The sequence below is a fragment of the Geomonas sp. genome, from assembly GCF_056994735.1.
The window spans coordinates 1-25,774 of the sequence record NZ_JBXKJL010000380.1 but is presented as its reverse complement, the minus strand read 5'-3'; the positions used below and the strand labels follow the sequence as shown (position 1 = coordinate 25,774).

At 67.1% G+C, this 25,774-nt stretch carries 13 protein-coding genes; 12 read left to right on the top strand and 1 reads right to left on the bottom strand.

Going from position 1 to position 25,774, the window contains the following annotated elements:
• From AC11W3_RS16370 to AC11W3_RS16330, 9 genes are all read left to right on the top strand, one after another.
• Positions 1 to 2,125 (top strand): cache domain-containing protein (locus tag AC11W3_RS16370; protein ID WP_484093372.1); only part of this gene is annotated, 2,125 nt, incomplete at its 5' end.
• A 34-nt stretch (positions 2,126 to 2,159) separates the two neighbouring features.
• Positions 2,160 to 5,195: an ATP-binding protein gene (locus AC11W3_RS16365; RefSeq protein ID WP_484093371.1), complete on the top strand. Its 3,036-nt coding sequence runs from the start codon at positions 2,160 to 2,162 to the stop codon at positions 5,193 to 5,195.
• On the top strand, positions 5,192 to 10,438 hold the full coding sequence (locus AC11W3_RS16360; RefSeq protein WP_484093370.1) for a trifunctional serine/threonine-protein kinase/ATP-binding protein/sensor histidine kinase: 5,247 nt from the start codon (positions 5,192 to 5,194) through the stop codon (positions 10,436 to 10,438). Before AC11W3_RS16365 ends, AC11W3_RS16360 begins: the two co-directional genes overlap by 4 nt.
• On the top strand, positions 10,435 to 12,360 hold the full coding sequence (locus AC11W3_RS16355) for an ATP-binding protein (protein ID WP_484093369.1): 1,926 nt from the start codon (positions 10,435 to 10,437) through the stop codon (positions 12,358 to 12,360). The genes AC11W3_RS16360 and AC11W3_RS16355 overlap by 4 nt, the downstream gene beginning before the upstream one ends.
• 10 nt (positions 12,361 to 12,370) lie before the next feature.
• Positions 12,371 to 12,796, top strand: a complete 426-nt coding sequence (locus tag AC11W3_RS16350) for a response regulator (RefSeq protein ID WP_484093368.1) — start codon at positions 12,371 to 12,373, stop codon at positions 12,794 to 12,796.
• A gap of 197 nt (positions 12,797 to 12,993) precedes the next feature.
• Positions 12,994 to 18,306, top strand: coding sequence for a trifunctional serine/threonine-protein kinase/ATP-binding protein/sensor histidine kinase (locus AC11W3_RS16345; protein ID WP_484093367.1), 5,313 nt, complete (start codon positions 12,994 to 12,996; stop codon positions 18,304 to 18,306).
• Positions 18,303 to 20,060, top strand: a complete 1,758-nt coding sequence (locus tag AC11W3_RS16340; RefSeq protein ID WP_484093366.1) for an ATP-binding protein — start codon at positions 18,303 to 18,305, stop codon at positions 20,058 to 20,060. The genes AC11W3_RS16345 and AC11W3_RS16340 overlap by 4 nt, the downstream gene beginning before the upstream one ends.
• Positions 20,057 to 20,443 (top strand): response regulator, encoded by a 387-nt coding sequence (locus AC11W3_RS16335; protein ID WP_484090983.1) that lies wholly within the window; start codon positions 20,057 to 20,059, stop codon positions 20,441 to 20,443. The genes AC11W3_RS16340 and AC11W3_RS16335 overlap by 4 nt, the downstream gene beginning before the upstream one ends.
• Positions 20,440 to 21,006, top strand: coding sequence for a CheB methylesterase domain-containing protein (locus AC11W3_RS16330; RefSeq protein WP_484090982.1), 567 nt, complete (start codon positions 20,440 to 20,442; stop codon positions 21,004 to 21,006). The genes AC11W3_RS16335 and AC11W3_RS16330 overlap by 4 nt, the downstream gene beginning before the upstream one ends.
• Before the next feature lie 22 nt (positions 21,007 to 21,028).
• Here AC11W3_RS16330 and AC11W3_RS16325 read toward each other — a convergent pair whose 3' ends face one another.
• The gene (locus AC11W3_RS16325) at positions 21,029 to 21,922 is read right to left on the bottom strand and encodes a LysR family transcriptional regulator (protein ID WP_484090981.1); all 894 of its coding nucleotides are present in this window, start codon (positions 21,920 to 21,922) and stop codon (positions 21,029 to 21,031) included.
• 177 nt (positions 21,923 to 22,099) lie between these two features.
• Here AC11W3_RS16325 and AC11W3_RS16320 point away from each other — a divergent pair, with 177 nt between their 5' ends.
• The 3 genes from AC11W3_RS16320 to hcp all read left to right on the top strand — a co-directional run.
• Positions 22,100 to 23,332 (top strand): MFS transporter, encoded by a 1,233-nt coding sequence (locus AC11W3_RS16320; RefSeq protein ID WP_484093365.1) that lies wholly within the window; start codon positions 22,100 to 22,102, stop codon positions 23,330 to 23,332.
• A gap of 76 nt (positions 23,333 to 23,408) precedes the next feature.
• Positions 23,409 to 23,681 (top strand): hypothetical protein, encoded by a 273-nt coding sequence (locus AC11W3_RS16315; protein WP_484090979.1) that lies wholly within the window; start codon positions 23,409 to 23,411, stop codon positions 23,679 to 23,681.
• A gap of 414 nt (positions 23,682 to 24,095) precedes the next feature.
• A partial coding sequence (hcp, locus tag AC11W3_RS16310; RefSeq protein ID WP_484093364.1) for a hydroxylamine reductase occupies positions 24,096 to 25,774 on the top strand: 1,679 nt, incomplete at its 3' end.

Genomic DNA, 25,774 nt, shown 5'->3' with positions numbered 1-25,774 from the left:
CGCCATCACGGTGGCACTCGGGATGATCCTCGCCAACCACCTCGTGCTGGGGCAGGTGCGCGAGGAGGCGCTCAGGCAGGCCCGGCTGCAGCAGGAGCGGAGCCTTTCGACCCTGCGGGAACTGGTCAATGCCAGGGGGCGCGACTTCCGCATCGAGAAGGGAGCCCTGTGGACCGGGGAGTACCGCATCAACGGCAACAACGAGATCCCCGACAAGGTCCTCGCCATCACCGGGAGCAGGGCCACCATCTTCATGCACGACACCAGGGTGGCGACCAGCGTCCTTCTCGACGACGGCCGCAGGGCGGAGGGGACGAGGCTCAAGGGCCCGGCCTACGAGGCCGTCTTAGGCAAGGGGTCACCCTATCGCGGGGAAGCCATCGTCATGGGCGCCTCCTACCTGTCAGCCTACGAACCGATCCGCGGCCGGTCGGGGGAGATCATCGGCGCGCTCTTCGTCGGTGTCAAGAAGGACGAGTACCTGGCCGGCTACCAGCTGACCTGCCGGAGGATCCAGGCTATCAACGGCACCCTGGCGGGAATCTTCGTCCTCTGCGCACTGCTCCTCCTTTGCGAGCGCAAGCGCTCCGAGGACGCCATGCAGAAGCAGCTCAGTTTCCTGCGGATCCTCTCCGACACCATCCCCATCCCGCTCTTCTACAGGGATCGCGAGGGGCGCTACAGCGGCTTCAACAAGGCGCTGGAACTCTTCCTCGGCAAGAGCGCGGAGGAACTGATGGGCAAGACGGTGGACGAGGTATGGCCCGAGGATCTGGCCCGGCGCTGCCGGCAGATGGACCGGGAGCTGATGGAGAATCCCGGCTCCCAGTGCTACGAGAGCCGGGTCGATCACGCCGACGGCACCTGCCACGACGTCATCTTCTACAAGGCGACCTTCTGGGACGAGCTGGGGGGGCCGGGGGGGATCGTCGGGGTGATGCTCGATATCACCGAGAGAAAGGCGGCCGAGGAGGAGATCAGGAACGCCTACCAGCGCACCTCCGACATCCTCGAATTCATCCCCGACGGCGTCTTCGTGGTTGACCGGGAGAAGCGGGTGATCGCCTGGAACAGGGCCATGGAGGCGATGACCGGGGTCTCGAAAACGCAGATCCTGGGCAAGGGGGAGCTCGACTACTCCCTCCCCTTCTATGGCAGGCGCAGGGAGATGCTGATCGACCTGCTCGATGAGGACGAGGAGGAGATCGCCCGCCGCTACGAAAACGGCAAGAAGGCGGGGAGCACCATCTTCGGCGAGATGCGCATCGAGGGCTACCGCGGCGGCGAGGACTGCATCCTGCGCGGAGCGGCCGCCCCCCTCTTCGACCGTGAGGGGGAGCAGATCGGCGGCATCCAGACCATCCGCGACATCACCGATCTCAGGAAATCGGCTCAGGAAAAGAATAAGCTGGAGGCCCAGATGCACCACTCGCGGATGACCGAGCTCCTCATGGTCCAGCTAAGCCACGACCTGAAGACCCCTCTCACCCCGCTCTTCGCCCTGCTCCCCATGGTGGCCAGGGGGGTGGCGGACCCGCAGCTCGCCCGGATGCTGGATATCTGCCAGAAGAGCGCCGACCAGATCCAGGGTCTGGCGGAGAAGTCGCTGCACCTGGTCCGCCTCTCCTCCCCGGCCAACCATCCCGAACCTCTGGCAGTTCCCCTGGCCCAGGTGGCCGAGCAGGCGATGCAGGGGGTGGCGGATCAACTCGCCCAGCGCAGGATGAGCTGCCACAACCTGATCGATCCCGAGCTGCAGGTACTGGGGGCCAGGGACCAACTGGAGCTCCTCCTCTCAAACCTCCTCAGCAACGCGGCCCGTTACGGGGCCGAGGGCGGAAAGGTGCGGCTGCAGGGGGAGGAGAGGGAGGGGACGGTAACGGTCTCGGTGCACGATGACGGCATCGGCCTGGAGAATGAGCACACCTCGCTGATCTTCAGCGAGTTCTTCAAGGCCGACAGCGCGCGGCACGATTTGAACGCGCAGGGGCTGGGGCTGGCGATCTGCCAGAGGATCGTGGTAAACCACGGAGGGAGGATCTGGGCCGTGAGCCCGGGCAAGGGGCGAGGCACCACCATCCTCTTCACCCTCAAAGGTCTGAAAAAGGGACAGCAGGGGCATTGAGCAACAGGGCAGGGTAAGGAAGGTAAGAGGGACCATGAATATCTCCATCGATACCATCAAGGGACGCATCCGCCTCTTCGTAGGCATCACCGTGGTGGCTGTCGTATCCATCTCGGCGGTCGGCATCCTTTCCGAGCGCAGGGACGTGATCGCGGCGGCCGAGCGGCTGGCGGCGGGGAACGCCCGCGCCCTTTCCGAGCACAGCGAGAGCGCCTTCTCGGAGGCGGATGCCATCCTGCGCGAGCTCTTGAGGGAGCTCAAGAGGAACGGGGGGCTGGAAAGGATCGACCAGGCGCAGTTCCAGCGGCACATGAAGACCCAGATGCGAGACTCACCCCAGATCGGGACCCTCTTCATAGCCGACCGCAAGGGGACCATGCGCGTCAACTCCGATGAATTCCCCTCCCGGCAGATCGACGTCTCCGACCGCGACTACTTCCGTCGCTACCTCCACACCCCGGGGCTCGACCTCTCGCTGGGAAACCCGCTGGTGAGCCGCCTGGTGGGGCGGCGGCGCTTCAACCTGATGCGGCCGATCAATGCCCCCGGTGAGCCCTTCGCGGGGCTGATGGCGCTGGGGTTCGAGACCGAGTACTTCAGCAGGTTCTTCAACCCCCGGCAGATGGGCCTGGGCGGGGCGGTGCTCCTCATCCGCGAGGACGGCGTGCCGCTGGTCTACGAGCCGCACCCCAAGGAGGCCGAGAGTCTCAACCTCAGGGGCTCGGAGCTCTTCCGGGAGAAGCTCCCCAAATCCCCCTCAGGCGTATACCGGGGCCGCAAGGGTTTTGTGGAAAAGGCCCCGATGATCGTGGCCTACCAGCGCCTCTCCCGCTTCCCCGTGGTGGCGGTGGTGGCCTTTAACGAGGATGATGTGCTGGCCCCCTGGTACGGCCGCGCCACCAGGCAGTCGGCCCTCGCCGTCGGTCTTTGCCTGGTGATCCTGGCCCTCACCAGGATCCTCTTCAGCCACCTGGACCGGCTCAGGGCCGCGCACTCGCTGGTCAGCGGGCAGCAGCTCCAGCTCGCCATCAAGGCGGCCCAGATCGACGCAGCCTCCGACGTGATCCTGCAGATAGACGAGGAGGGGCGGCTGATCCATTTCAATCAGGCCCTAAGCCGCCTCACCGGCTACAGCGTGGCCGAGCTGGCGGGGGCGAGGCTCCAGGACATCGAGCCCCCGCAGTTCGCTTCCCAGATAGGGGCGAACCTGCAGACGCTCAGGGAGTGCGGCGAGGCCTGCTTCGAAAGCGCCTACCTGGCCAAGGACGGCTCGCTGATCCCGGTCGAGGTGCACTCGCGGATGGTGACCGGCGGGGGGCGCCCCGTGATCCTCAGCATGGTGCGGGACATCTCCCAGAGGAGGCGGGTCGAGCAGAGGGAGAGGAGGCGGCTCGAGGTCCTGGAGCGGATCGCGACCGACGCGCCGCTGGAGGACCTCCTGAACTGCATCGTCTCCTTTGTGGAGGAGGAGAGCCCCGGGGCGCTCTGCTCCATCCTGCTGGCCGACGAGCCGGGGGCGAGGCTCAGGCACGGGGCGGCGCCCAGTCTCCCGGACGAGTACAACAAGGCGGTGGACGGCCTGCTGATCGCCAGGGGGAGGGGGTCCTGCGGCAGCGCCGCCTTCCTGAGGCAGCGGGTGGTGGTCGAGGACATCGAGCCGCACCCGTGGTGGAAGGGATTCCAGGCCGCCCGCGATGCCGGGCTGAGATCCTGCTGGTCCGAGCCGGTCCTCTCCTCCGGCGGGGCCCTGCTGGGCACGCTGGCCATCTACCACCGCTTGCCGACCCTCCCTTCTGAGGAGGAGATCCTGCTGATCGAGTCGGCCGCCCACCTGGCGGGCATCGCCATCGGAAGGGTGCGCGGCGACGAGAGCCGCAGAAGCCTCGAGGAGCAGTTGCGCCACAGCCAGAAGATCGAGGCGGTGGGACGGCTCGCGGCCGGGGTGGCCCACGATTTCAACAACCTCCTGACCCCGATCATCGTCTACGCCGAGATGCTGCGTCGCGGCCTCCCCGAGGAGAGCCAGCAGGTCAAGATGGTGGACGCGGTCAGCCGCGCGGCCCACAAGGCGAGCGAGCTGACCCAGAAGCTCCTCTCCTTCGGCCGGAAACAGGTGCTGAGCGTGGCGCCGGTCGACCTGAACGAGGTCATCACCTCCTTCGGCGACATCATGCGCACCACGGTCAGGGAAAGCATCGCCATCGAGCTCAAGCTCTCCCCGGCCCCTTCCCGGGTGGTGGCGGACCGGGGCCAGCTGGAGCAGGTGATCCTGAACCTCATGGTCAACGCCCAGGACGCCATCTCCGGCACCGGCTCGATCCTTGTGGAGACGGGACACGTGATCCTGGACGACGAGTACGCACTAAAGCACCCGGGGTCCGCGGCCGGGGCCTACGTGCTGCTGGCCTGCACTGACGACGGCTGCGGCATGTCCGAGGAGACGCTGAACCGGATCTACGAGCCCTTCTTCACTACCAAGGAGGCGGGGCGCGGGACCGGGCTCGGGCTGGCCACCGTCTACGGCATCGTCAAGCACCATGGAGGCTATATCGAGGTGGAGAGCCGCCCCGGGGACGGGACCATGTTCAGGATCTACCTCCCCCAGGCCGCCGACGGCGCCCATCCCCAGCCGGGGACGGAGACACTGTCACAGGCCCGGGAGGAAGGAAGGGGGGCGACGGTGCTGCTGGTGGAGGACAACGCCATGATCAGGGAGATGGCGGGGGAACTCCTGACCTCGGCCGGCTACCGCGTGCTCTCCGCCGCCCTCCCCTCCCAGGCCCTGGAGCTCGCGGCCGGGGAGGGGAAGATCGACCTGCTGGCCACCGACGTGGTCATGCCGCAGATGAGCGGCCCCGAGCTCTACGACCGGCTCCTCGATGGGCATGGCTCGCTGCCGGTGCTCTACATCTCCGGCTACACCGGCAACCTCCTCCCCCCCCAGAGCACCATCCCGCAGGAGGCCATTTTCCTGGCCAAGCCCTTCACCGTGGAGCAGTTCCTGGAGAGGGTGCACGTGGTGATCAACCGCGCCGAGGCCGGGAGCGGGATACTTGAGGGGGAGCGGTGATTAGGGTCCGCCTGGAAAAGAGCGGGGCAGAGCCCGTATCCGGCAGCGACGAACTCCTGTGCATGGGGGAATTCACCCGGGTCTCCCGCCGCAGGATCCCCGGTGCAGGGTCCGTGATTCTCAAGGAAATGCTGGGCCCCGACGCGCTCACCAGGCTGCGGCACGAAAGGCGCATCCTGGAGCGGCTCTCGGCGGTCGAGGGGGTGCCGAGGCTGGCCCGGGGGGCTTTTCCCCCCGAGGCCCTGGCTATCGAGGACAGCTCCGCGCGGCCGCTGCCGAACGTGCTGCGGGAGCTGGGGCTGGAGATCCCGGCCTTGGTCAGGCTGGCCGCCAGGGTGGCGGGGATTCTGGCGGAGGTGCACCGGCAGGGGGTCGTCCACAGGAACCTGACCCCGGACAACCTGCTGGTGACCCCGGGGCTGGAACCGGTGCTGGTCGACTTCAACTTCGCCACTACCTTCGCCGAGGAGCGCCCGGCCTTCGTGCACCACCGCGAGATCACCGGCACCCTCTGCTACCTCGCACCCGAGCAGACCGGACGCACCGGCAGGGGCGTGGACCAGCGGGCCGACCTCTACGGGCTGGGCGCCACTCTCTATCAGCTGACCACCGGAGTTCCACCCTTCCAGGAGAAGGACCCGCTGCAGCTCATCCACGACATCCTGGCGCTGGTGCCGGTGCCCCCCGCCTGGCGGAGCCCGAGGGTCCCCAGGGCGCTGTCGGACATCATCATGCGCCTTTTGGAAAAGGAGCCCGACCGCCGCTACCAGAGCGCCCAGGGGGTGGCCCACGACCTGTCCCGGATGGCCGCGGCCCTGGAAAGGGGAGAAAGCCTGGGAGAGGACTTCGTCCCGGGAGAGCGGGATTTCGCCTTCAGGCTCTCCCCCCCGTCCCGGCTGATCGGACGCGAGAGGGAGGTCGCCGCCCTGACGGAATCGTTCGAAGGAGCCATCAGGGGAGAGGGGTCGTGCCTGCTGGTGACGGGAGCCCCCGGGGTCGGCAAGAGCACCCTGGTGAACGAGCTGCGCCCGCAGGTGGCGGCGCGGCGCGGTTTTTTCACCACCGGCAAGTTCGACCAGTACCGCCGGGACCTCACCGCCGACGGCGTCTACCAGGCCTTCAGGGGGCTGGGGAGGCTCCTTTTGGCCGAGCCGGAGGCCGAGCACGCCTGTTACCGGCGCACGCTGCTGGAGAGCCTGGGGGTCAACGCGGGACGGATAGCGGCCACCTTGCCGGAGTTCGCCCTCCTCATGGGGGACGTCCCGGAGGCGGCCGGCGACGACACGGTCAACGTCAAGGAGCGGCTGGTCCAGGCGTCTTTGGACATACTGCGGGCGGTCGCCTCGCCGGAGCGCCCCCTGGTGATGGTGGTGGACGACCTGCAGTGGGCCGCCCCCACCCCGCTGGGGCTGGTCGAGGCCATGGCCGCCGGCGAGGCCATTCCCGGGTTCCTCCTGGTCGGCTCCTTCCGGGACGACAAACCCACCCCCTCCCATACCCTCTATACGCTGACCCGCCCGGACCAGGTCTCGAAGGGGCCGCTCCTCCTCAAGCTGGAAAACCTCGCCCCCCGGGAGCAGAGCCTCTTCATCCAGGAGATGCTGCGGCTGGAGCCGCACGAGGCGGAGAAGCTCGCCCGGGTGGTGTCGGAGCGCACCGGCGGCAACCCCTACGACACCACCGAGTTCATCAACGCCCTGAGACGCGACGGCGCCCTGATGCAGGGGGGGGAGGGATGGAAGTGGCGGGAGGAGGAGATACGGCGGCACCTCGGTGAGGGGGACGTGGTGGAACTCCTCGATGGGCGGCTGAAGAAGCTCCCGGCTGGGTCGCAGGAGGTGATCGGGACCATGGCCTGCCTGGGTGGGGAGGTGGAGCGGGAGCTCCTGGCCCTCGCCGCTGGGCTCAACATGGAGGAACTAGAGGAGCGGCTGGTGGCCCCCCTGGAGGACGGGGTGGTGGTCTCCGTGGAGAACGGCCGGGTACGCTTTCGGCATGACCGGGTGCAGCAGGCGGCCTACCGGGCCCTGCATGATGAGCCAAGGCGCCGGTTCCACCTCTGCCTCGCCCGCAGGCTGTCGCAGCGGGAAGGTCTCGAGCCCCTCGCTGCCGAGCAGTACCTGCCGGCGTTGGAGGTGCTGGAGGACCGGGGCGAGAAACGGCGGGTGGTCGATATTCTCTTCACGGCCGCGGTCAGCACCAGAGGGATCAACTTCCGGGAGGGGGTGCGTTTCCTCGAGGCGGCGCTCTCCCTGCTGGATGACCGGGAGGGGGAGGAGGAGGGAGGGCTTGTCGTGACCTTGGAAAGCGAACGGCAGGCGGCCCTGTACTCCCTGGGGCGGCTGGAGGAGGCGGACCAGGCCTACCGGCGCATCGAGAGACTCTCCCGCTCGCCGCTGCAGCGAGCCGACGCCGCCTGCCTCCAGGTCTGCAGCCTCACCAGCCGGGCTCTGCCGCAGCAGGCCGTGGCTCTCGGGCTCGAGTTCCTCAGGGAGCTGGGGTTCGCACTCCCGGAACCGGCGGTGCTGGAGGGTGCCACCCGCTCGGGTCTGGCGGATTTCTACCGCTGGATGGAGAGCGGGGAGTGGCGGGGAGACCTGGAGCGGCCGGAACTGGCCGACCCGACGGCGCTGGCCGCGGCCAGGATGATGAACCGCATCATCCCCCCCGCCTATTTCTGCAACGACGCCATGATTTCGTGGTGGCTGGTCACCGAAAGCCGGCGGCTTTGGGCCGAACACGGACCCTGTGCCGCCTTGGTCGGGCCCTTGAGCCACCTCGCCTTCGTCACCATCTCGCTCTCCGGCGAGTTCCGACTGGGGGGAGCCGCGGTGCGGCACGTGCTGGAGGTCAGCGAGTCCAGGGGGTGGGAAGCGGATGCCTCCCAGTCGCGCTTTCTCTACTGCATGACCGTGGCCCCCTGGTTCGCCCCACTCGAGGAAAACGTGGCCAGGGCGCTACGGGCCGAGCAGGGGCTGGTGCAGGGAGGGGACCTCCTGAACGCCTGCTTGACCTACTACGCCAGCATCGTGCAGCTCCTGGACTGCGCCCCCACCCTGGAGCGCTTCGCCGCCGAGCTCGACCGGGCCGCGGCCTTCGCCGCGCGCACCGGCAACGCCCATACCGAGGCCATCCTCGCGCCCTACCGCACCCTGGCGCGCCAGCTGCGTGGGGAGCCGGGCCTGCAGGGCCGGCCCCGCGGCCGGGTGCCGGCGCAGGAAGTGTCCCGGGCCGCGGCGGGGGACGACTGGCAGGGAACGGCCTTGTCGCACGTGGTGGGGGCGATTTCCGCCGCCCTCAACGGCGACGCCGAACAGCTTGCGCTGCACGCCGCCCGGGCCAAAGCGCTCCGCTCCCACCTGGTGGGGACCTATGCCATGGCCCAGGCATCGTTGACCATGGCGCTCTCCCTGGCGCAGCAGGCGAGGACGGCCGCCCCCCCGGAGCGGGAGCGTCTCCTGGCCCTCTTCGACGAGGAGCGCCTCTTCATCGCCGGCCGGGCAGAGGACGCCCCGGGGACCTTCCTGCACCTGTCGAGGTGGCTCGATGCGGAGCGGGGCTGGGCGGTGGGTGAGCGCGAGACGGCGGCCGCCTCCTTCGATGCCGCCCTGAGCCTCACCAGGGAGCTCCGGCTCCCCTGGCAGCGGGCCCTGATCACCGAGCGCGCCGCCCTCTTCCAGCTCGAAATGGGGCTAAGCCATGTGGGCGGGATGCTGATGGCGGAGGCGAAGGAGCTTTATCTCGGCTGGGGGGCGATCGCCAAGGTGAGGAAGCTGGAGGCGGCCCATCCCGTCCTTCGCCCCAGGCGCAGCCACGGCCCCGAAGTCGACCAGGCCATCTCGGCCGACGCCATCGACCTGCTGGCCATCCTGCGCGCCTCCCAGGCTCTGAGCTCCGAGACCTCGCTGGAGCGGCTCACCGCGCTGGTCGTGGAGCTTTTGGAAGTGATGACCGGGGCCACCGCGGTCTCGCTGCTGGTCATGGACGAAGAGGGCGGGAGGTGGCGGCTTTTGCCGGGGCGGGGTCTGCAGGGGACCGAGTCGCTCCCCCTGGAGCGGGCGGCGGAGCTGAGGCTCGTCCCCCTGTCGCTCTTTCACTACGCACGGCGCACCCTGAAGCCCCTCATGGTGGAGGACGCCACCGTCGACGACCGCTTCCGCCACGACCCCTACCTGGCCGGGTGCCGGTGCTGCTCCGCGCTGGCGGTCCCCATCCTCAACCAGCGGGCCCCACGCGCGGTCCTTTTGCTGGAGAACCGCCTGTCACGCGGCGCCTTCACCACGGACCTCGTGGACGCGGTGACCCTGGTCGCCGGCCAGCTGGCCGTCTCGCTGGAGAACGCCCTCCTCTACGAGCGGCTGGAGGAGCGGGTGCGGGAGCGGACCCGCGAGCTGCAGGAGGCCCAGAGCGAGCTGATGGCCGCGGCCCGGCACGCGGGGATGGCGGAGATCGCCAACAACGTGCTGCACAACGTGGGGAACGTCCTCAACAGCGTCAACGTCTCCGCAGGGGTGGCGGCGGAGAGGATCAGGGAGTGGAGGGTCTGGGGGCTCTCGAGGGCGGTCGAGCTCATGGAGGAGAACTCCGGGGACCTGGGGCATTTCCTGACCCATGACCCGAAGGGGAGGCTCCTCCCCGGATACCTGAAGGGGCTGGCCCGGAACCTCTCCGACGAGCAGCGGGAAATGGTGGAGGAGCTCTCCCGGCTGGTGAAGAGCGTCGATCACATCAAGGACATCGTGGCCACCCAGCAGTGCCACGCCGGGGCGGCCAGGGTGGTGGAGCCCGTGCAGGTGCGGGAGCTGATCGAGGACGCGCTGCGCCTGAACCTGGCGACCTCGGGCGAAAGCGCGCTCACGGTGGAGCGGGACTTCTCCCCCCTCCCCCTGCTCCCCCTCGACCGGGCGCGCGTGCTGCAGATCCTGATCAACCTGGTAAGTAACGCGAGCCATGCCATGGAGGGGCTCCCCCACGGCGAGCGGCGCCTGACCGTCACCGTGGAGCTCGTCCCGGGAAGGGTGCGGATCACGCTGACCGACCGGGGGGAAGGGATCGCCGGCGACAACCTCTCCCGCATCTTCAGCCACGGCTTCACCACCCGCAAGAACGGACACGGCTTCGGGCTGCACGCCAGCGCCCTGGCTGCCCGGGAGATGGGGGGGACGCTGACGGCGCGAAGCGAGGGTGCGGGGCGGGGAGCCTCCTTCGTCCTGGAGCTCCCGGTCCCGGAGGAGGAACCATGAGCGGGTCCGACAACCGGCGCATACTGGTCATCGACGACTCCCCGTCGATACACCACGATTTCGTCAAGATCCTGGCGGCGAAGGAGCCGGTGGAAGGGCTGGACCGGCTGGAATCGGCCCTCTTCGGCAGGGGACGCGGCAGGTCGCGCCACGGATTCGAGGTCGACTCGGCCCTGCAGGGGGCGGAAGGGCTAGAGCTCTTGCTGCGGGCGCTGGAGGCGCAGAGGCCCTACGCGGTGGCCTTCGTGGACATGTGGATGCCCCCCGGCTGGGACGGGCTGCAGACCGTGGAGCGGCTGTGGGAGGCCGACCCCAGGCTGCAGATCGTGATCTGCACCGCCTGCGCCGACGACCGTTTCGAGGAGCTCCTGGAGAGGCTCTCGGTCGATGACCGGCTGTTGATCCTGAAAAAGCCCTTCGACAAGGGGGAGGTGAGCCAGCTGGCCGGAGCCCTGAGCGCCAAGTGGAAGTCGAGCCGGCAGGCCGAGCTGAAGATGGCCCACCTGGAGAGCCTGGTCCGGCAGCGGACGGCGGAGCTCGAGCTGGCCAACCGCGACCTGTTGCGGGCGAGGGACGAGGCCCGGGCCGGGAGCCGCGCCAAGAGCGAGTTCCTGGCCCACGTGGGGGACGAGATCCGCACCCCGATGAACACCATCCTGGGGATGACCCACCTGGCCCTGCTGGGCGAGCTCACCAGCACCCAGCGGCTCTTCATCAGCAAGGCCAGAGCCGCGGCCGACTCGCTGATGGGAATAATCGAGGGGATCCTGGACTTCTCCCGCCTGGAGTCGGGGAGGCTCGGCCTGGAGCCGGGGGAGTTCCATCTGGGGGAGGTCCTGGAGCGACTCACGCCCCCGCTGGCCGAGCAGGCCCGCGGCAAGGGGCTCCGCTTCCTGGTGGACGCCCCCCTCCCCCCCCTTCCCCTGGTGGGAGACCATCGCCGACTGGAGCAGGTGCTGACCGAACTCTGCCAAAACGCCATCAAGTTCAGCGAGCGGGGGACGGTGGAGCTCCGGGTGCGGATGGCGGGGGGGAGCGAGGAGCGACGCACCCTCCTCTTCACGGTGACCGACAGCGGCTGCGGGATACCTGCCAAGGAGCTGGGGAGACTCTTCCATCCCTTCAGCCAGCTCGACGCCTCCACCACCAGACGCCACGGCGGGACCGGGATGGGGCTCGCCCTTTGCCGGGAGCTGGTCCGGCTCATGGGGGGGGAACTCGAGGTGGTTTCCGAGAGCGGCGCCGGGAGCGAGTTCTCCTTCTGCCTCGAGTTCGCCCTGGCGGGGTCGGCTCCCCAGCCCCCCCCGGCCGAGGCACCGGCCGTCAACCTTGCCGCGGGACTCCGCTACTGCTGCGACGACCTGCGGCTTTACCGGCGCCTCCTCCTCCAGTTCCTGGAGCGCCGCGGCGCCACTGCGGAGATTGCCGGGGAGCTGGCCCGGGAGGAGTGGGCAACGGCGGCGAGGCTGGCCCATACCATGACCTCGGTCTCGGGGACCATAGGGGCCGGGACCCTGTCCGGGACGGCGCGCTTGCTGGAGAGCCGGATCAGGGGGGGGGATCCCCAGGCTACCGGGAGGCTCTTGGAGGAGTTCGACCACGAGCTCTCGCGGTCCCTCTCCTGGATAGAGAGCTATTTGGGCGAAGGCCATCCCGAGGGGGGGGGAGCGGCCTCCCGGCAGGTGAATGCCGGGGCGGCCAGGGCCTTGCTCGACCAGATGTGCTCCCTGTTCGACCGGGACCTCGACCGGGCCCTGGTGCTGAAGGAGCTTTTGAGAAGGGAGCTGGAGGGAACGGCCGTGGAGGAGGAGTTCGCACGGATGGAGCGGCAGATAGAGAACTTCGATTTCGACGGGGCTGTCGACAGCCGCGGGAAGATCGAGCGGATGCTGGAGCAGGAGGGGTGCGGAAATGACCAGTGAGGGAGGAGCGATGGCAGAGGAGAGGCGGAAGGTCCTGATAGTGGACGACACCCCGGAGAACATCCAGGTACTGATGGCGATCCTGTCCGGCGAGTACCAGATCATCGCAGCCCGGGACGGGGCGCGCGGCCTGGCCCTGGCCGCGACCGACCCGGTCCCGGACATGATCCTGCTCGACGTCAGGATGCCGGGGATGGACGGCTTCGAGGTCTGCGAAAGGCTCAAGTCGGGCGAGAAGACCAGGGAGATCCCGGTGATCTTCGTGACCACCATGACCGCCGAGGAGGACGTGCGCAGGGGGCTTCAGCTCGGGGCGGTGGACTACATCACCAAGCCCTACAGCCCGAGCCTGGTCAAGGCCAGGATACGCAACAATTTCCGCGGTGCGGCCGGGGAAGCTAAGCCGCTGGCCCCCACCGTCGTCGCAGGTGCCTGAACTCGTCCACCAGGCACGCGGTGTCGGGGAAGGGATGGGAGCAACGTGAGGGGAGGCTTTTCCCCTCTAAAGTAATCTGTCCGCGTCCCGATAAGAGGGATGCCTTCCGGCTCCGGGCGCGGTCTGCTTCATGCTTCAGCCGCACAGCTACCAGCACGGTTCGGAAATCACCTCAGACGCGGCGGAGCGAAGACCAGATGTCACACTTACCGGGGGATCCCGGTCACAGCCTCGAGAGCCTCATCCCGGAGACCGGCGGCCGCCACCAGGCAGCGCCGCCCCCGCTCCACGCCCCCGACCCGGGGCCGGAACGGGAGGAGGACGAGACCCTTTTCCTCAACGAGGAGACCAGGATCTTCCGCAGGAAGCGCCCCCGGGCCGGGAGCATGATCTGCAAGGAGTTCCTGGGCGCAAGGGCCCTGCCGCGGCTGCGTCACGAGACGAGGATACTGGAGCGGCTTCAGGGGCTGGATGGTATCCCGCGCCTGGTCTCCTACCCCCTCCCCGGCACCCTGGCGGTCGAGGATTTCGGCGCCGGCACGCTGGCGGAGACCTTGCCCCCCGGCCAGATCGAGGTTCCGCTCCTGCTGGAGCTGGCCCTCCAACTCGCCGCCATCCTCTCCCGGCTGCACCGGGCCGGAGTGGCCCACCGCAACCTGTCCCCCGGCAAGATCGTCTGCGCCTTCGCCCCACTCAGGGTCATGCTGGTGGATTACAGCCTCGCCACCACCTTCGCCGATGACCGGCCACCGTTCCTGCACCACCGGGAGATCGCCGGCGAGCTCCCCTACCTCTCACCGGAGCAGACCGGTCGCACCGGCTGGCCGGTCGACCACCGCGCCGACCTCTACGCCCTGGGCGCCACCCTCTATCACCTCGTCACCGGCGCCGCCCCCTTCACCGAGAGCGATCCGCTGCAGCTGATCCACGACATCCTGGCCCGGGTCCCCTCTCCGCCTGACCAAATCAACCCGCAGCTGCCGCGGGGGCTCTCCCGTATCATCATGCGCCTGCTGGAGAAGGAACCGGACCGCCGCTATCAGAGCGGCGAGGGGCTCGTCTGGGACCTGAAGAGGCTGGCCGACGCCCTGGCACGGGGGAGCGAGGAGGTCTTCCCGCTGGGCCGGCGCGATTTCCCCCTGCGGCTCTCCCCCCCCTCGCGGCTGATCGGCAGGAGCCGGGAGATAGCCGCCCTGCGCGAGGCTTTCGGGGGTGCCTGCCGGGGGGAGGTCAGGGGAGTCCTGGTGGCCGGCGGCCCCGGAGTCGGCAAAAGTGCCCTGATAAACGAGCTGCGGCCGGTGGTCACCGCGCGCCGGGGCTTCTTCGCCGCCGGGAAGTTCGACCAGCACCGCCAGGACGTCGCCTCCGACGCCGTGGTGCAGGCCTTGGCCGCCCTGGCCGCGCTCCTTTTGGCTGAGCCTGAGGAGGAAATGGCCGCCATAAGGGAGGAGATCCTCCACGCGGTCGGCCCGAATGCCGCCCTGGCCGCGGCCATGAACCGGGGATTCGCCCTCCTGCTGGGGACTGCTCCCGCCCTCCTGGAGGGGGACCAACGGACGGACCGGCTGATCCAGACCGGGCTCGATCTGTTGCGGGGGATCGCCTCGCCGGCGCGTCCGGTGGTGCTGGTGCTCGACGACCTGCAGTGGGCTTCTCCCACCGCCTGTGCTTTCGTGGCAGGGCTCCTCTCCTGCACGATCCCCGGCCTGCTGCTGGTCGGCAGCTACCGCGACGGTGAGGTGAAGACCGGCCATCCCCTCTGGCGGCTGCTGGGGTGCAGGGACGGACTAGATGCGCCGCTGGTGCTGGAGCTCGACAACCTCGCCCCGCCGGAAATCGGGCAACTGCTGCAGGAGATGCTGCGGCTTGACGGGGAAGACTCTGCCGCCCTGGCCGCGGCAGCGGCGGCCAGCACCGGAGGAAACCCGTTTGACACAGTTGAGCTGGTAAACGCACTCAGGCGGGAAGGGATGCTGGTCCCGACGGAGACAGGGTGGAGATGGGACGGTGCCGCCGTCCGCGGCCACCTCGGGACCGGAAATGTGGTCGACCTCCTCGGCCACCGGATCGAGCGGCTCCCGGCCGGTGCCAGGGAGCTACTCGATATCATGGCCTGCCTCGGCGGGAAGCTCTCTCTCCCGCTGCTGCAGTGCGCCAGCGGCCTCTCTCCTTACCATCTCGAAGAGGAGTCGGCCCCCTTGCTGGAGGACGGCCTGCTGGTGGCAGGGCATGCCCCTCAGGGCTCGCTCCGTTTCAGGCATGACCGGGTGCAGCAGGCAGCCTACGGCCGCCTCGCCCCCGGCGCGCGCGATGCCCTGCACCTGGTCCTGGCGCGGCGGCTCTCCGAGCGGGGGTTCGAGACGGCGGCCGCGGAGCAGTACCTCCCGGTCTGCCAGTCGATAACCGACCCGGCCGAGCGCCGGGTGGCCGCCTCGCTCTTCCGGGATGCGGCGGCGCGCTGCCGGCTGATCAACAATGGCTTGTCCGAGCGCCTCCTTGCCGCTGCCGTAACCCTCCTGGAGGCCAACGGCGACGTGGCTTGCGACCCGCTGTTACTGGGCATACTGTGCGAGCGGCACGCCGCACTGTACACCATCGGCTCCCTTGACGAGGCCGACCGGGTCTACGCCTTGATAGAGGGGGCGTCGCTCACCACCATGGACCTCGCCGATGCCGCCTGCGTGCAGATGAGCAGCCTGATGAACCGCGGGCGCACCCTGGAGTCGGTAGAGCTGGGCCTGGCCATGCTGCGGCAGCTGGGACTGGAGGTGCCGCAGGGCGATGAGCTGGAGGTGAGAATTGCGACCGGCCTGGGGGACTTCTATCGCTGGGTCGAGCAGGATGACCGGCAGCGGGACCTCGAGCGGGCGGAGATGAGCGACCCGCAACCCATGGCCATCGCCAAGGTCGTCAACCGCATACTCCCCGGCGCCTTCTTCACCGATCGCGCCCTGTTGTCCTGGCTCGTGCTGCAGTCCCTGCGACTGTGGGAGAAGCAGGGACCGAGCCCGCTGCTCCTCCCGCCACTTTGCCATATCGGGTGCGTCACGGTCGCCCGGCAGGATTACCGCACCGGCTACCGCGCCATCCGTCGCGCCCTGGCGGCAGGAACGGCGCGCGGTTACCAGACCGAGCTCGCGCACGCCCGGGTGCTCTTCTGCATCTACGGCCTGCCGTGGCACCAGCCCATCGAGGAGACCGTGCGACAGGCGCATTGGGCGCGGGAGGGGCTGTTGCGCGGCGGTGAGCTGCAGTTCGCCTCCTTCACCTTCGTGGCCAGCTCCGGCGTTCTCCTCGACTGCACACCCACCCTCGACGGCTTCGAGACCGAGTTGGAGGAGGGGGGGGCGCTGGCCCAGCGCACGCGCAACGGCTTCGTGCTCACCACGCTCCTCACCTGGCGGCAGCTGCTGCGTAGCCTGCGCGGGGAGACCGCAAGCCCCGGGAGTTTCGATGGACCCGATTTCGATGAGTCCTCGCATCTGGCGGCCCTCGAGGGCAATCCGGCGGCAACGGCCGGCTTCCACACCCACCGCGCCGTAGCCTCGGCCATTTTCGGCGACGCCGACTCCCTGGCGCGCTACACCGCGCTTGCTCTCGCGCTTGTCGCCTGCAACGAGGGGAACTACGCCACCGCCCACGTCCACTTCCTGAACGCCCTGAGCCTGGCCCGGCAGGCACGGGAGGCGGCGGACGCGGAGCGCGGCGGGCTCCTGGCCCGGCTGGAGGTCTCGCGTGAGTGGCTGGCCCTGCGGGCGGCCGACGCGCCGGCCAATTTCCTCCATCTGCTGCGCCTGGTGGATGCCGAGAAGGCCTGGGCCGCGGGGGACTTCCGTGCCGCCCTGCACTCCTTCGACCAGGCGCTGGGAATGGCCGACCCCTGCACCCGGCGCTGGCACCGGGCCCTCATCGCCGAGCGCGCGGCTCTCTTCCACCTGGAGCACGGGCTGGAGCAGGGGGCAAGGGGACTGCTGGCCCAGGCGAGGGGACTCTACCGGCAGTGGGGAGCGACGGGGAAGGTGCGGCAGCTGGAGAAGGCCCATGCATTCCTGCACGCCTCCCGCGGAAAAGCCCCGGAGGCGGAGGGGGAGACGGTATCGGGTGACACGGTCGATCTGCTGGCGGTGCTGCGGGCCTCGCAGGCGCTCAGTTCCGAGACCGGGCTTGACCGGCTGAGGGCCCAGGTGGTCGAGGTGCTGCAGGCGCTGACCGGCGCCACCTCGGTGGCCCTCGTGGTCCGGCTGGACCGGGACCAGCAGTGGACGCTCCTGCCGCAGCCCCGGGGGGAAGAGCTCCCGGCCCCGCTCCCTCTCGAGGAGGCCGCCTCCCGAAGGCTCCTCCCCCTGGCGGTCTTTCGCTACCTCGAGCGCACGCTCGAGCCGCTCCTTCTGGATGATCCGAAGGAGGACGACCGCTTCAGGCACGACCCTTACCTCGCCCCCCTCGGGCAGTGCTCGCTTTTGGGGGTCCCCATCGTGAGCCACGGGGCTCTCAGCGCGGTGCTCCTTCTGGAAAACAGTCTCTCCCGCGGAGCCTTCAGCGCCGAGCGTCTCGATGCCGTGACCCTGATCGCCCGCCAGCTCGCCGTCTCCCTGGAGAACGCCCTCCTCTACCAGAAGCTCGAGGAGCGGGTGCGGGAGCGGACGTCCGAGCTGGAAGAGACCCAGCACGAGCTGGTGGCCGCGGCCCGGCAGGCGGGGATGGCCGAGATCGCCACCAACGTGCTCCATAACGTGGGGAACGTATTGAACAGCGTAAACATTTCGGCCGGGCTGGTGGCAGCCCAGGTGCGGCGCTCGAAGGTGCCGGGGCTGGTAATGGCGGTCGCCCTTCTGAATGAGCACGCGGCCAGGCTCGGGGAGTATCTGACCGAGGACGAAAAGGGGAGGCTCCTGCCGGAGTACCTGGAGAAGGTGGCCCGGGCCCTGGCCGAGGAGCGCAAGCTGATGGGCGAGGAGCTTTCCCGGCTCTCCCGCAGTGTCGACCACATCAAGGAGGTGGTGGCCACCCAGCAGTCGTACGCCGGGGCCGGAAGCCTGATCGAGGAGGTGGAGCTGAGGGAGCTCATCGAGGACGCGATCCGCATCAATCTCGGAGCGCTGGTACGCCACGAGGTCACGGTGGAGAGGGACTTCAGCGGCGTCGCGACGCTCCCCCTGGACAAGGCGAGGGTGCTGCAGATCCTGGTCAACCTGATCAGCAACGCCAGGCAGGCCATGCAGGGCGCTCCGGTGGCATCACGCCGGCTGACCATCACGGTGGATGCCGCAAGCGCCAGGCTGCGGATCCGCGTCACCGATCGCGGCGAGGGGATCACCGCCGAAAACCTGAAAAAAATCTTCACCCACGGTTTCACCACCAGGAAGGGGGGGCACGGCTTCGGCCTCCACAGCTGCGCCGTCGCCGCCAGGGAAATGGGGGGGAGCCTCACCGTGGAAAGCGCAGGACCCGGGAGGGGAGCGAGCTTCACCCTGGAGCTCCCGGTTAAAGGAGCAGGAGAGACATTATGAACGAAACCGGTAACAAGCGCATCTTGCTGATCGACGACACCCCGGCCATCCACGAGGACTTCAGGAAGATCCTGAGCGACCAGGGGCCGGCCGCCGAGCTGGCCGAGTTCGAGAGCGCCCTCTTCGGCACCAAGCCGCAGGAGCGAAGCCTGCGCTTCCAGCTGGACTCGGCCTTCCAGGGCCAGGAGGGTCTGGCCAAGGTAAGGGCCTCGCTGGAGCAGGACCTCCCCTACGCCATGGCCTTCGTGGACATGCGCATGCCCCCGGGGTGGGACGGGGTGGAGACCATCGAACGCCTCTGGGAGGCCGACCCAAGGCTCCAGGTGGTGATCTGCACCGCCTATTCCGACTACAGCTGGGAGGAGGTGCTGGAGCGGCTGGAGGTGGGGGACCGGCTGCTGGTACTGAAGAAGCCCTTCGACGCCATCGAGGTCTGCCAGTTGGCCAGCACCCTGACCGCCAAGTGGGAGATGACCCGCCAGGCGGAATTGAAGATGGCCAGCCTCGAGGAGGCGGTCCGCAGGCGGACGGTGGAGCTGGCCCGGGCCAACGAGGCGCTGCAGGCCGACATCATCGAACGCAAGCGCGCGCAGCAGGAGGCGATGGAAGCCTACCGCAGGATCTCCGACATCCTGGAGTTCCTCCCTGATGCCACCTTCGTGGTCGACCAGGAAGGGAAGGTGATGGCCTGGAACCGCGCCATCGAGGAGCTGACCGGCGTACCGAAGGAGGAGGTCCTGGGGCGTGGCGATTGCGCCTACGCCGTCCCCTTCCACGGCATGCGCAGAGTGACTCTGATCGACATGCTGGACGCGGACCATGACGTCCAGGAGCTGACCTACCCCGGCGTGAAGAGGGACGGGAAGACGCTCACGGCCGAGGTCCGGGTCATGCTGCATGGCGAGGTCTGCTGGCTGTGGAGCGCGGCCACCCCCCTTTACAACATGCAGGGCTGCAAGGTGGGGGGGATCCAGTCGGTGCGCGACGTGACCGAGCTCAGGCGCGTCGAGCAGGAACGCTCCAGGCTGGAGGCGCAGCTGCATCATTCAGGCATGATGGAATCCCTGATGGCGCAGCTTGGGCACGACCTGAAGACCCCGCTCACGCCGCTTTTCGCGCTCCTCCCCATGGTCAGGAAGAAGGTGGACGACCCGGGGGTCCAGAAGATGCTTGAAATCTGCCAGAAGAGCGTGAGCCAGATCGAGAACCTGAGCGGTAAGGCCCTGGAGCTGGTGCGTCTCTCCTGCCGGCAGGCCCCCCTGGAACCGATGCCGGTGGCGCTCAAGGGGGCGGTGGAAACCTGCCTCAACGGCTGCATGTCCCTCTTCGCCCGGCGGGGCATCAGCTGCCTTAATGAGGTCGACGACACGGTGATCGTGCAGGCGGCGGCGGAACAACTGAACCTCCTCCTTGACAACCTCCTCTCCAACGCGGCCCGCTACGCCAGGGAAGACGGGACCGTCCGCATCGCCACCCTCATCGAGGGGGAGACGGTGGTGGTCTCGGTCCGGGATGACGGGGTCGGGCTGCAGCCGGGACAGAGCGCGCAGATCTTCGACGAGTTCTTCAAGGCCGATGCCGCCCGTCACGACCTCAACACCCAGGGGTTGGGGCTGGCGATCTGCAAGAGGATAGTCCTGAACCACAAGGGGAGGATCTGGGCCGAAAGTCCCGGCATCGGAGAGGGAACCTCCTTCTACTTCACCCTTAAGTTGTGGAAAAAACCTTTACAACGCTCGGAGGGAAGAGCATGAACAACAGGATAATGATCGTCGACGACAACGAATACGTGAGGGCCTCGGTGGAGATCATCTGCCAGTCGGTCGAGCTGGACCTGACCACCGCGGCCTCCGGGGCCGAGTGCCTGGAGCACCTGGAGGCGGGCTTTAGGGGGGTGATCCTGATGGACATCATGATGCCGGAGATGGACGGCTGGGACACCATCCGCGCCATGGTGGAGCGGGGGCTCTATCCCGGGAACCTGATCGTGATGCTGACCGGGATGGGGGAGCCGGACGCCAAGATGGACGGGGTGCAGGAGTACGTCACCGACTACCTGACCAAGCCCTTCGGCCCGGACGAGCTGATCGAATCCCTGCAATACTACCTGACCCTTTTGAACGCCGACATCGCATGAGCAGAAAGAACCTCGTAATCATAGGCATTTCCACCGGGGGGCCGGTGACGCTCAAGGCGCTCTTCAGGCAGCTCCCTCCCCTGAACGCGGCGTTCGTGATCGTGCTGCACATCACCCCCCAGATGGACTACCGGATCGCCCAGGGGCTGGCCGTAGCGGCGCACATGCCGGTGGCACTGGCCCAGGACGGGGAGTACCTGAGGCCGGGAAACATCTACCTCGCGCCGGGGGGCTTCCACCTGAAGCTGGACGGGAACCAGAAGATCGTCCTCTGCGAGGGGGCCCGGGTAAACTACGTGCAGCCGTCGGTGGACGTGACCATGGAGTCCATCACCAGGCAGCTCGGTGGCGGCAAGATCATCGGCGCCATCATGACCGGCATGGGCAAGGACGGCGCCGCAGGGATCAGGCACATCAAGAGCATCGGCGGGATCACCATGGCGCAGGACCAGAAGTCCTCGACCATCTACGGGATGCCCAAGGCCGCGGCCCAGACCGGCGCGATAGACTTCGTACTCCCCCCCGACAAGATGGCCGAGAAGCTGATCGAGCTCCTGGGCTAGCTACGGCGGCAGTCCCTAGTCCCTAGTCCCTAGTCCCTAGTCCTCCGGAGACCCTCTCCAGCAGGAAATCGACGAAAGCCCGGTTGGCCCGCGACAGGTAGAGGTGCTTCTTCCAGGCGATCAGCAGGTCGAGATAGAGCGGCGGGTCGAACGACACCGCGGCCAGGTCCGTGTCGGCGGCCACCACCATCCTAAGGAAGGTCGAGATCCCGGTCCCGTTTCTGACCAGGGACTTGACCAGCGAGAAGAGGTTGGTCTCGAAGATGATGTTGGGCGAGGCCCCGGTTCCCTTGAGCGCCTCGTTCAGGAATTCCCTGATGTAATACCCCTCCTTGTAGAAGACCAGCGGTTCCCTGATCAGCTCGGCCAGGGTCACCTTCTTGCGCGAAGCGAAGGGATGGTCGAGCGGCACACAGACCACCACCTCCTCCCGCAGGAAGTGGCGCACCTCGAGGTTGGACGGGAAATTCTCCCCCGCGACCACTCCCATATCGAGCTCGCCCTCGGCGATCATCTTCTGGATCCGCCCCGCCCCTTCCCCGTGAACGGAAAGATGGAGCTGCGGATAGCTCCTCCTGAAATCCCTGATGATGTCCGGAAAGAAGTAGGCGGAGATCATCGGCGGGATGCCGATCCTCACCTCCCCCTTGGTCAGCCCCTTGAGTTCCCCCATTTCCGACTCGGCCGCCTTCAGATCGTCCAGTATGCGCCGGGCGTGGCCAAGGAAGATCTCTCCTTCCGCCGTCAGCGATACCTTCTTGTCCTGCCTGTTGAAGAGCGCCAGGTCGAGTTCGTCCTCCAGCTTCCTGATGGCCATGCTGATGGCGGGCTGGGCGATGCGCAGCCCCTGCGCCGCCTTGGTGAAGCTCCTCACCCTGGCAACCTCAAGAAAGTACCTCAGTTGTCGGACGTCCATGGGCATCTCCATCATTATTACTTATCGAAGCCATAGTTATTATATATTTTTCTTATAGTGAGGCAAGGGCTATATTGTCTGCATCAGGGCTCTCCTCCCTGCCCCTCCCCCACCCCCTACCCCCGCGAGGGGAGGAGGGACCTGACAGGAGCGAGATAGAGACAGAGTGAGGTAACGATGGGATCGATCAGGAAGGGAACGAGGAGATATCGGCAGGTGAACCTGGCCTTTTTCGTGGCAGGGTTCGTCACCTTCATCACACTTTACGACATGCAGCCGCTGCTGCCGGTCTTCTCCCGCGAGTTCGGGATTCCCGCGGCCCTGGGGAGCCTGCCCTTGTCGGCGGCCACCTGCTCACTGGCGGTCGCCATGCTCTTCGCCGGGAGCCTGTCGGAGACCTTGGGGCGCAAGAAGGTGATGGTCTCCTCGCTGGTCGTGACCTCGCTACTGGCCCTCTTCACCTCGCTCACCCACACCTTCCCGGCGCTGGTAGCCCTGAGACTGCTGCAGGGTATCGCCCTGGCAGGGCTCCCCGCCGTTGCCATGGCCTACTTGAGTGAGGAGATAGCCCCGGCATCGCTGACCTCCGCCATAGGTCTCTACATAAGCGGCAACGCCATCGGCGGCATGACCGGCCGCATCTTCACCGCCACCATGGCCGAACACTTCTCCTGGCGGCCGGCCCTGGCGGTGATAGGGGTATCGTGCCTCCTCGCCAGTCTCTATTTCGCCAAGGCGCTGCCACCTTCCTCGAACTTCAAGGAGCGCCCCTTCGTAGCCCGCTATCTCATCAGCTCGCTCATCGGTCAGCTGCGTGACCAGGGGCTCCTCTGCCTTTACGGCATATCGTTCCTGGTCATGGGAAGCTTCGTCACCCTCTACAACTACATCACCTTCAGGCTCCTCGCCTCACCCTACAACTTAAGCCACTCCGTGGTCAGCTGGATCTTCCTGGTCTACCTGTTCGGATCCTTCAGCTCCTCGATGGTGGGGCGCCAGGTGGAGAAGTTCGGGCGCGACCGGATGTTGCTTGCGGCCCTCGCGACCATGGGGCTCGGGGCGCTGGTGACCCTGTCATATGACCTCACCGCCATCGTCACCGGGATCGCCCTCTTCACCTGCGGCTTCTTCGGCGCCCACGCCATAGCCTCCAGCTGGGTCGGCAGCAGGGCCCGCACCGCAAGGGCCCAGGCAGCTTCCATCTACCTCTTCAGCTACTATCTCGGGTCCAGCGTGTCGGGAACGGTCGGCGGCGTCTTCTGGAGCTCGCTGGGATGGCAGGGCGTGGTCTCACTGATCCTGGCGCTGCTGGCCGCCGCGGTCTGCCTCTGGAAGCGGCTGGTGAGCCTTTCGGAACCCGCTGCCGTGGTAAGCGAGGCGGTAGCCGGCGCAGAGGGATTGCGCAGCTGAGGGAGTCTAAAAAGGAGGCTCAAGTTTAGGTGATTGGCTCCGATACGTCTGGTATATTCAGGCAAAGGAGCGATACATGCCGGATCTGGTACGTCTTGCAGTTGGAATCTCAATCCCCGTAGAAATGCTTCCCACATGGGACCGGCTGGCGGAGTTCGCCACCATACACGGTCCGGTCTTCGAAGCGGATCTCAAGCAGCTCGGGCTCAACCTGCGCCCGATCTTCAACCTGAACAGTTCCATCGGCGGGGACCAGGCCATCTCCTTCGGCACCGCCACCACCTCTTCGCTGCAGTTCGTGCTGCGCCCCGACATCTACCGGGCCATGATCGGCGGCGTCATCAACTAAAACCTCCCCGACAGCCCCTCCCCTCCCCGGGAGGGGCATCGTTTCAGCTCCCCGGAATGCTTTCCCGATAGCGGTCGCTCACGAACTTGATGTGATCGCGCATCCACCCGATGGTCCCCTGCCTTGCACTCTATCGAGTCACCTTCCCTCTCATGACCTTACGTAATTCCTGATCCCGAAAACAAGGGGAAGCCGGCTTGTGGCGGCGTTGGCGGTCCTTTGCGCGCTACAGGACAAAAAAGACCCTGATACGCAGATTGTGCGATTTTATGACTTACGTCAAGGTTGGAGTTGGCTTTTGACGGTAATGTCCCACCATCGGAACGGCGGCACCCAGTGAGATTGAGACGATGGGAGCATGAAGCTCCTCCGAATAATAAACTGCTTCCGGCCACCGGAGGCCCAGGGGAACTAATGATAGACAAGGTTAAAAGCTGGCTCGGGTTTTCGACATCAACTACCAACACCAAGGAAAAGGGGGAAAAAATGGACATGTTTTGCTTTCAGTGTGAACAGGCTGCCAACGGGGGATGCTCCAAGGTAGGCGTCTGCGGTAAGAAACCGGAAGTGGCGGCGCTGCAGGACCAGCTCGTCTACGCCATGAAGGGGATCGCCTTCTGGGCCCACAACGCCCGTCAGAAAGGCGCCAAGGATACCGATATCGACCGCTTCATGCTGGATGGCCTCTTCACCACCGTCACCAACGTCGACTTCGACGCCGAAGAAATAGCCAAGCTGGTGCGCGACGCAGCCAAACAGCGCGACCGTGCCCAGACCCTGTTCGAGAAGGCAAATAACGGCCCCTACACCGGCGCCATCCCGGAGGCTGCCAGGGCCTTCAATCCCGGCAGCACCGAAGAGCTGATCGCCCTGGGCGCGCAGCACGGCGTCAAGGCCGACCCTTCCCTCGATGCCGACGTCAAATCGGTCCAGGAGATCCTGGTCTACGGCATGAAGGGATATGCCGCCTACGCCCACCACGCACTGGTGCAGGGGCTGGAGAACGACGAGATCTACGCCTTCACCCACAAGGCGATGGCCGCCACCCTGGACAAGAGCCTCGGCCTGATGGACTTCGTCGGCCTCTCCATGGAGTGCGGCAAGACCAACCTGACAGCGATGGAGCTCCTCGACAAGGCCAACACCGACAGTTTCGGCCACCCGGTCCCGACCCCCGTCCAGCTGGGCACCAAGGCGGGCAAGGCCATCCTGGTCTCCGGTCACGACCTGCGCATGCTCGAGGAGCTGTTGAAGCAGACCGAAGGCAAGGGGATCAACATCTACACCCACGGTGAGATGATCCCGGCCCACGGCTACCCCGGCCTCAAGAAGTACCCGCACCTCGTCGGCAACTTCGGCGGCGCATGGCAGGATCAGGCCAAGGAACTCCCGAATTTCCCCGGCGCCATCATCTTCAACACCAACTGCATCCAGCGTCCCGCCGACAGCTACAAGGACCGCCTCTTCACCTGGGGGCTCGTGCAGTGGCCCGACGTCAAGAACATCACCGGGTGGGATTTCTCCCCGGTCATCGAGAAGGCGCTCGAGCTCCCCGGCTTCGAGGAGAACCTGGGCAAGGAGATCCTCACCGGCTTCGGGCACAACGCCGTCCTCGGCGTGGCCGACAAGGTCATCGACGCGGTCAAGTCCGGCGCCATCCGTCACTTCTTCCTGATCGGCGGCTGCGACGGCGCGAAGAGCGGGCGCAACTACTACACCGAGTTCGCCGAGCAGGTCCCCAGCGACTGCGTGATCCTGACCCTGGCCTGCGGCAAGTACCGCTTCAACAAGCTCGACTTCGGCGACATCGGCGGCATCCCGCGCCTTTTGGACATCGGTCAGTGCAACGACGCCTACTCCGCCATCCAGATCGCCGTGGCCCTGGCCGGCGCCTTCGGCTGCGGCGTCAACGACCTCCCGCTCTCCTTCATCCTCTCCTGGTACGAGCAGAAGGCGGTGGCGATCCTGCTGACCCTGCTCCACCTCGGAGTGAAGAACATCAAGCTGGGACCGACCCTGCCGGCCTTCATCACCCCGAACGTGCTGAACTTCCTGGTCGAGAACTTCAACATCGGCCCGATCGGCACCGCCGA

Bases quoted from the DNA above. Each gene is read 5' to 3' on its own strand.
- AC11W3_RS16335 (WP_484090983.1), top strand. From the start codon at position 20,057: ATGAACAACAGGATAATGATCGTCGACGACAACGAATACGTGAGGGCC.
- AC11W3_RS16330 (WP_484090982.1), top strand. From the start codon at position 20,440: ATGAGCAGAAAGAACCTCGTAATCATAGGCATTTCCACCGGGGGGCCG.
- AC11W3_RS16325 (WP_484090981.1), bottom strand. From the start codon at position 21,922: ATGGACGTCCGACAACTGAGGTACTTTCTTGAGGTTGCCAGGGTGAGG.
- AC11W3_RS16350 (WP_484093368.1), top strand. From the start codon at position 12,371: ATGGCAGAGGAGAGGCGGAAGGTCCTGATAGTGGACGACACCCCGGAG.
- AC11W3_RS16315 (WP_484090979.1), top strand. From the start codon at position 23,409: ATGCCGGATCTGGTACGTCTTGCAGTTGGAATCTCAATCCCCGTAGAA.
- AC11W3_RS16365 (WP_484093371.1), top strand. From the start codon at position 2,160: ATGAATATCTCCATCGATACCATCAAGGGACGCATCCGCCTCTTCGTA.
- AC11W3_RS16320 (WP_484093365.1), top strand. From the start codon at position 22,100: ATGGGATCGATCAGGAAGGGAACGAGGAGATATCGGCAGGTGAACCTG.
- AC11W3_RS16355 (WP_484093369.1), top strand. From the start codon at position 10,435: ATGAGCGGGTCCGACAACCGGCGCATACTGGTCATCGACGACTCCCCG.
- AC11W3_RS16345 (WP_484093367.1), top strand. From the start codon at position 12,994: ATGTCACACTTACCGGGGGATCCCGGTCACAGCCTCGAGAGCCTCATC.
- AC11W3_RS16340 (WP_484093366.1), top strand. From the start codon at position 18,303: ATGAACGAAACCGGTAACAAGCGCATCTTGCTGATCGACGACACCCCG.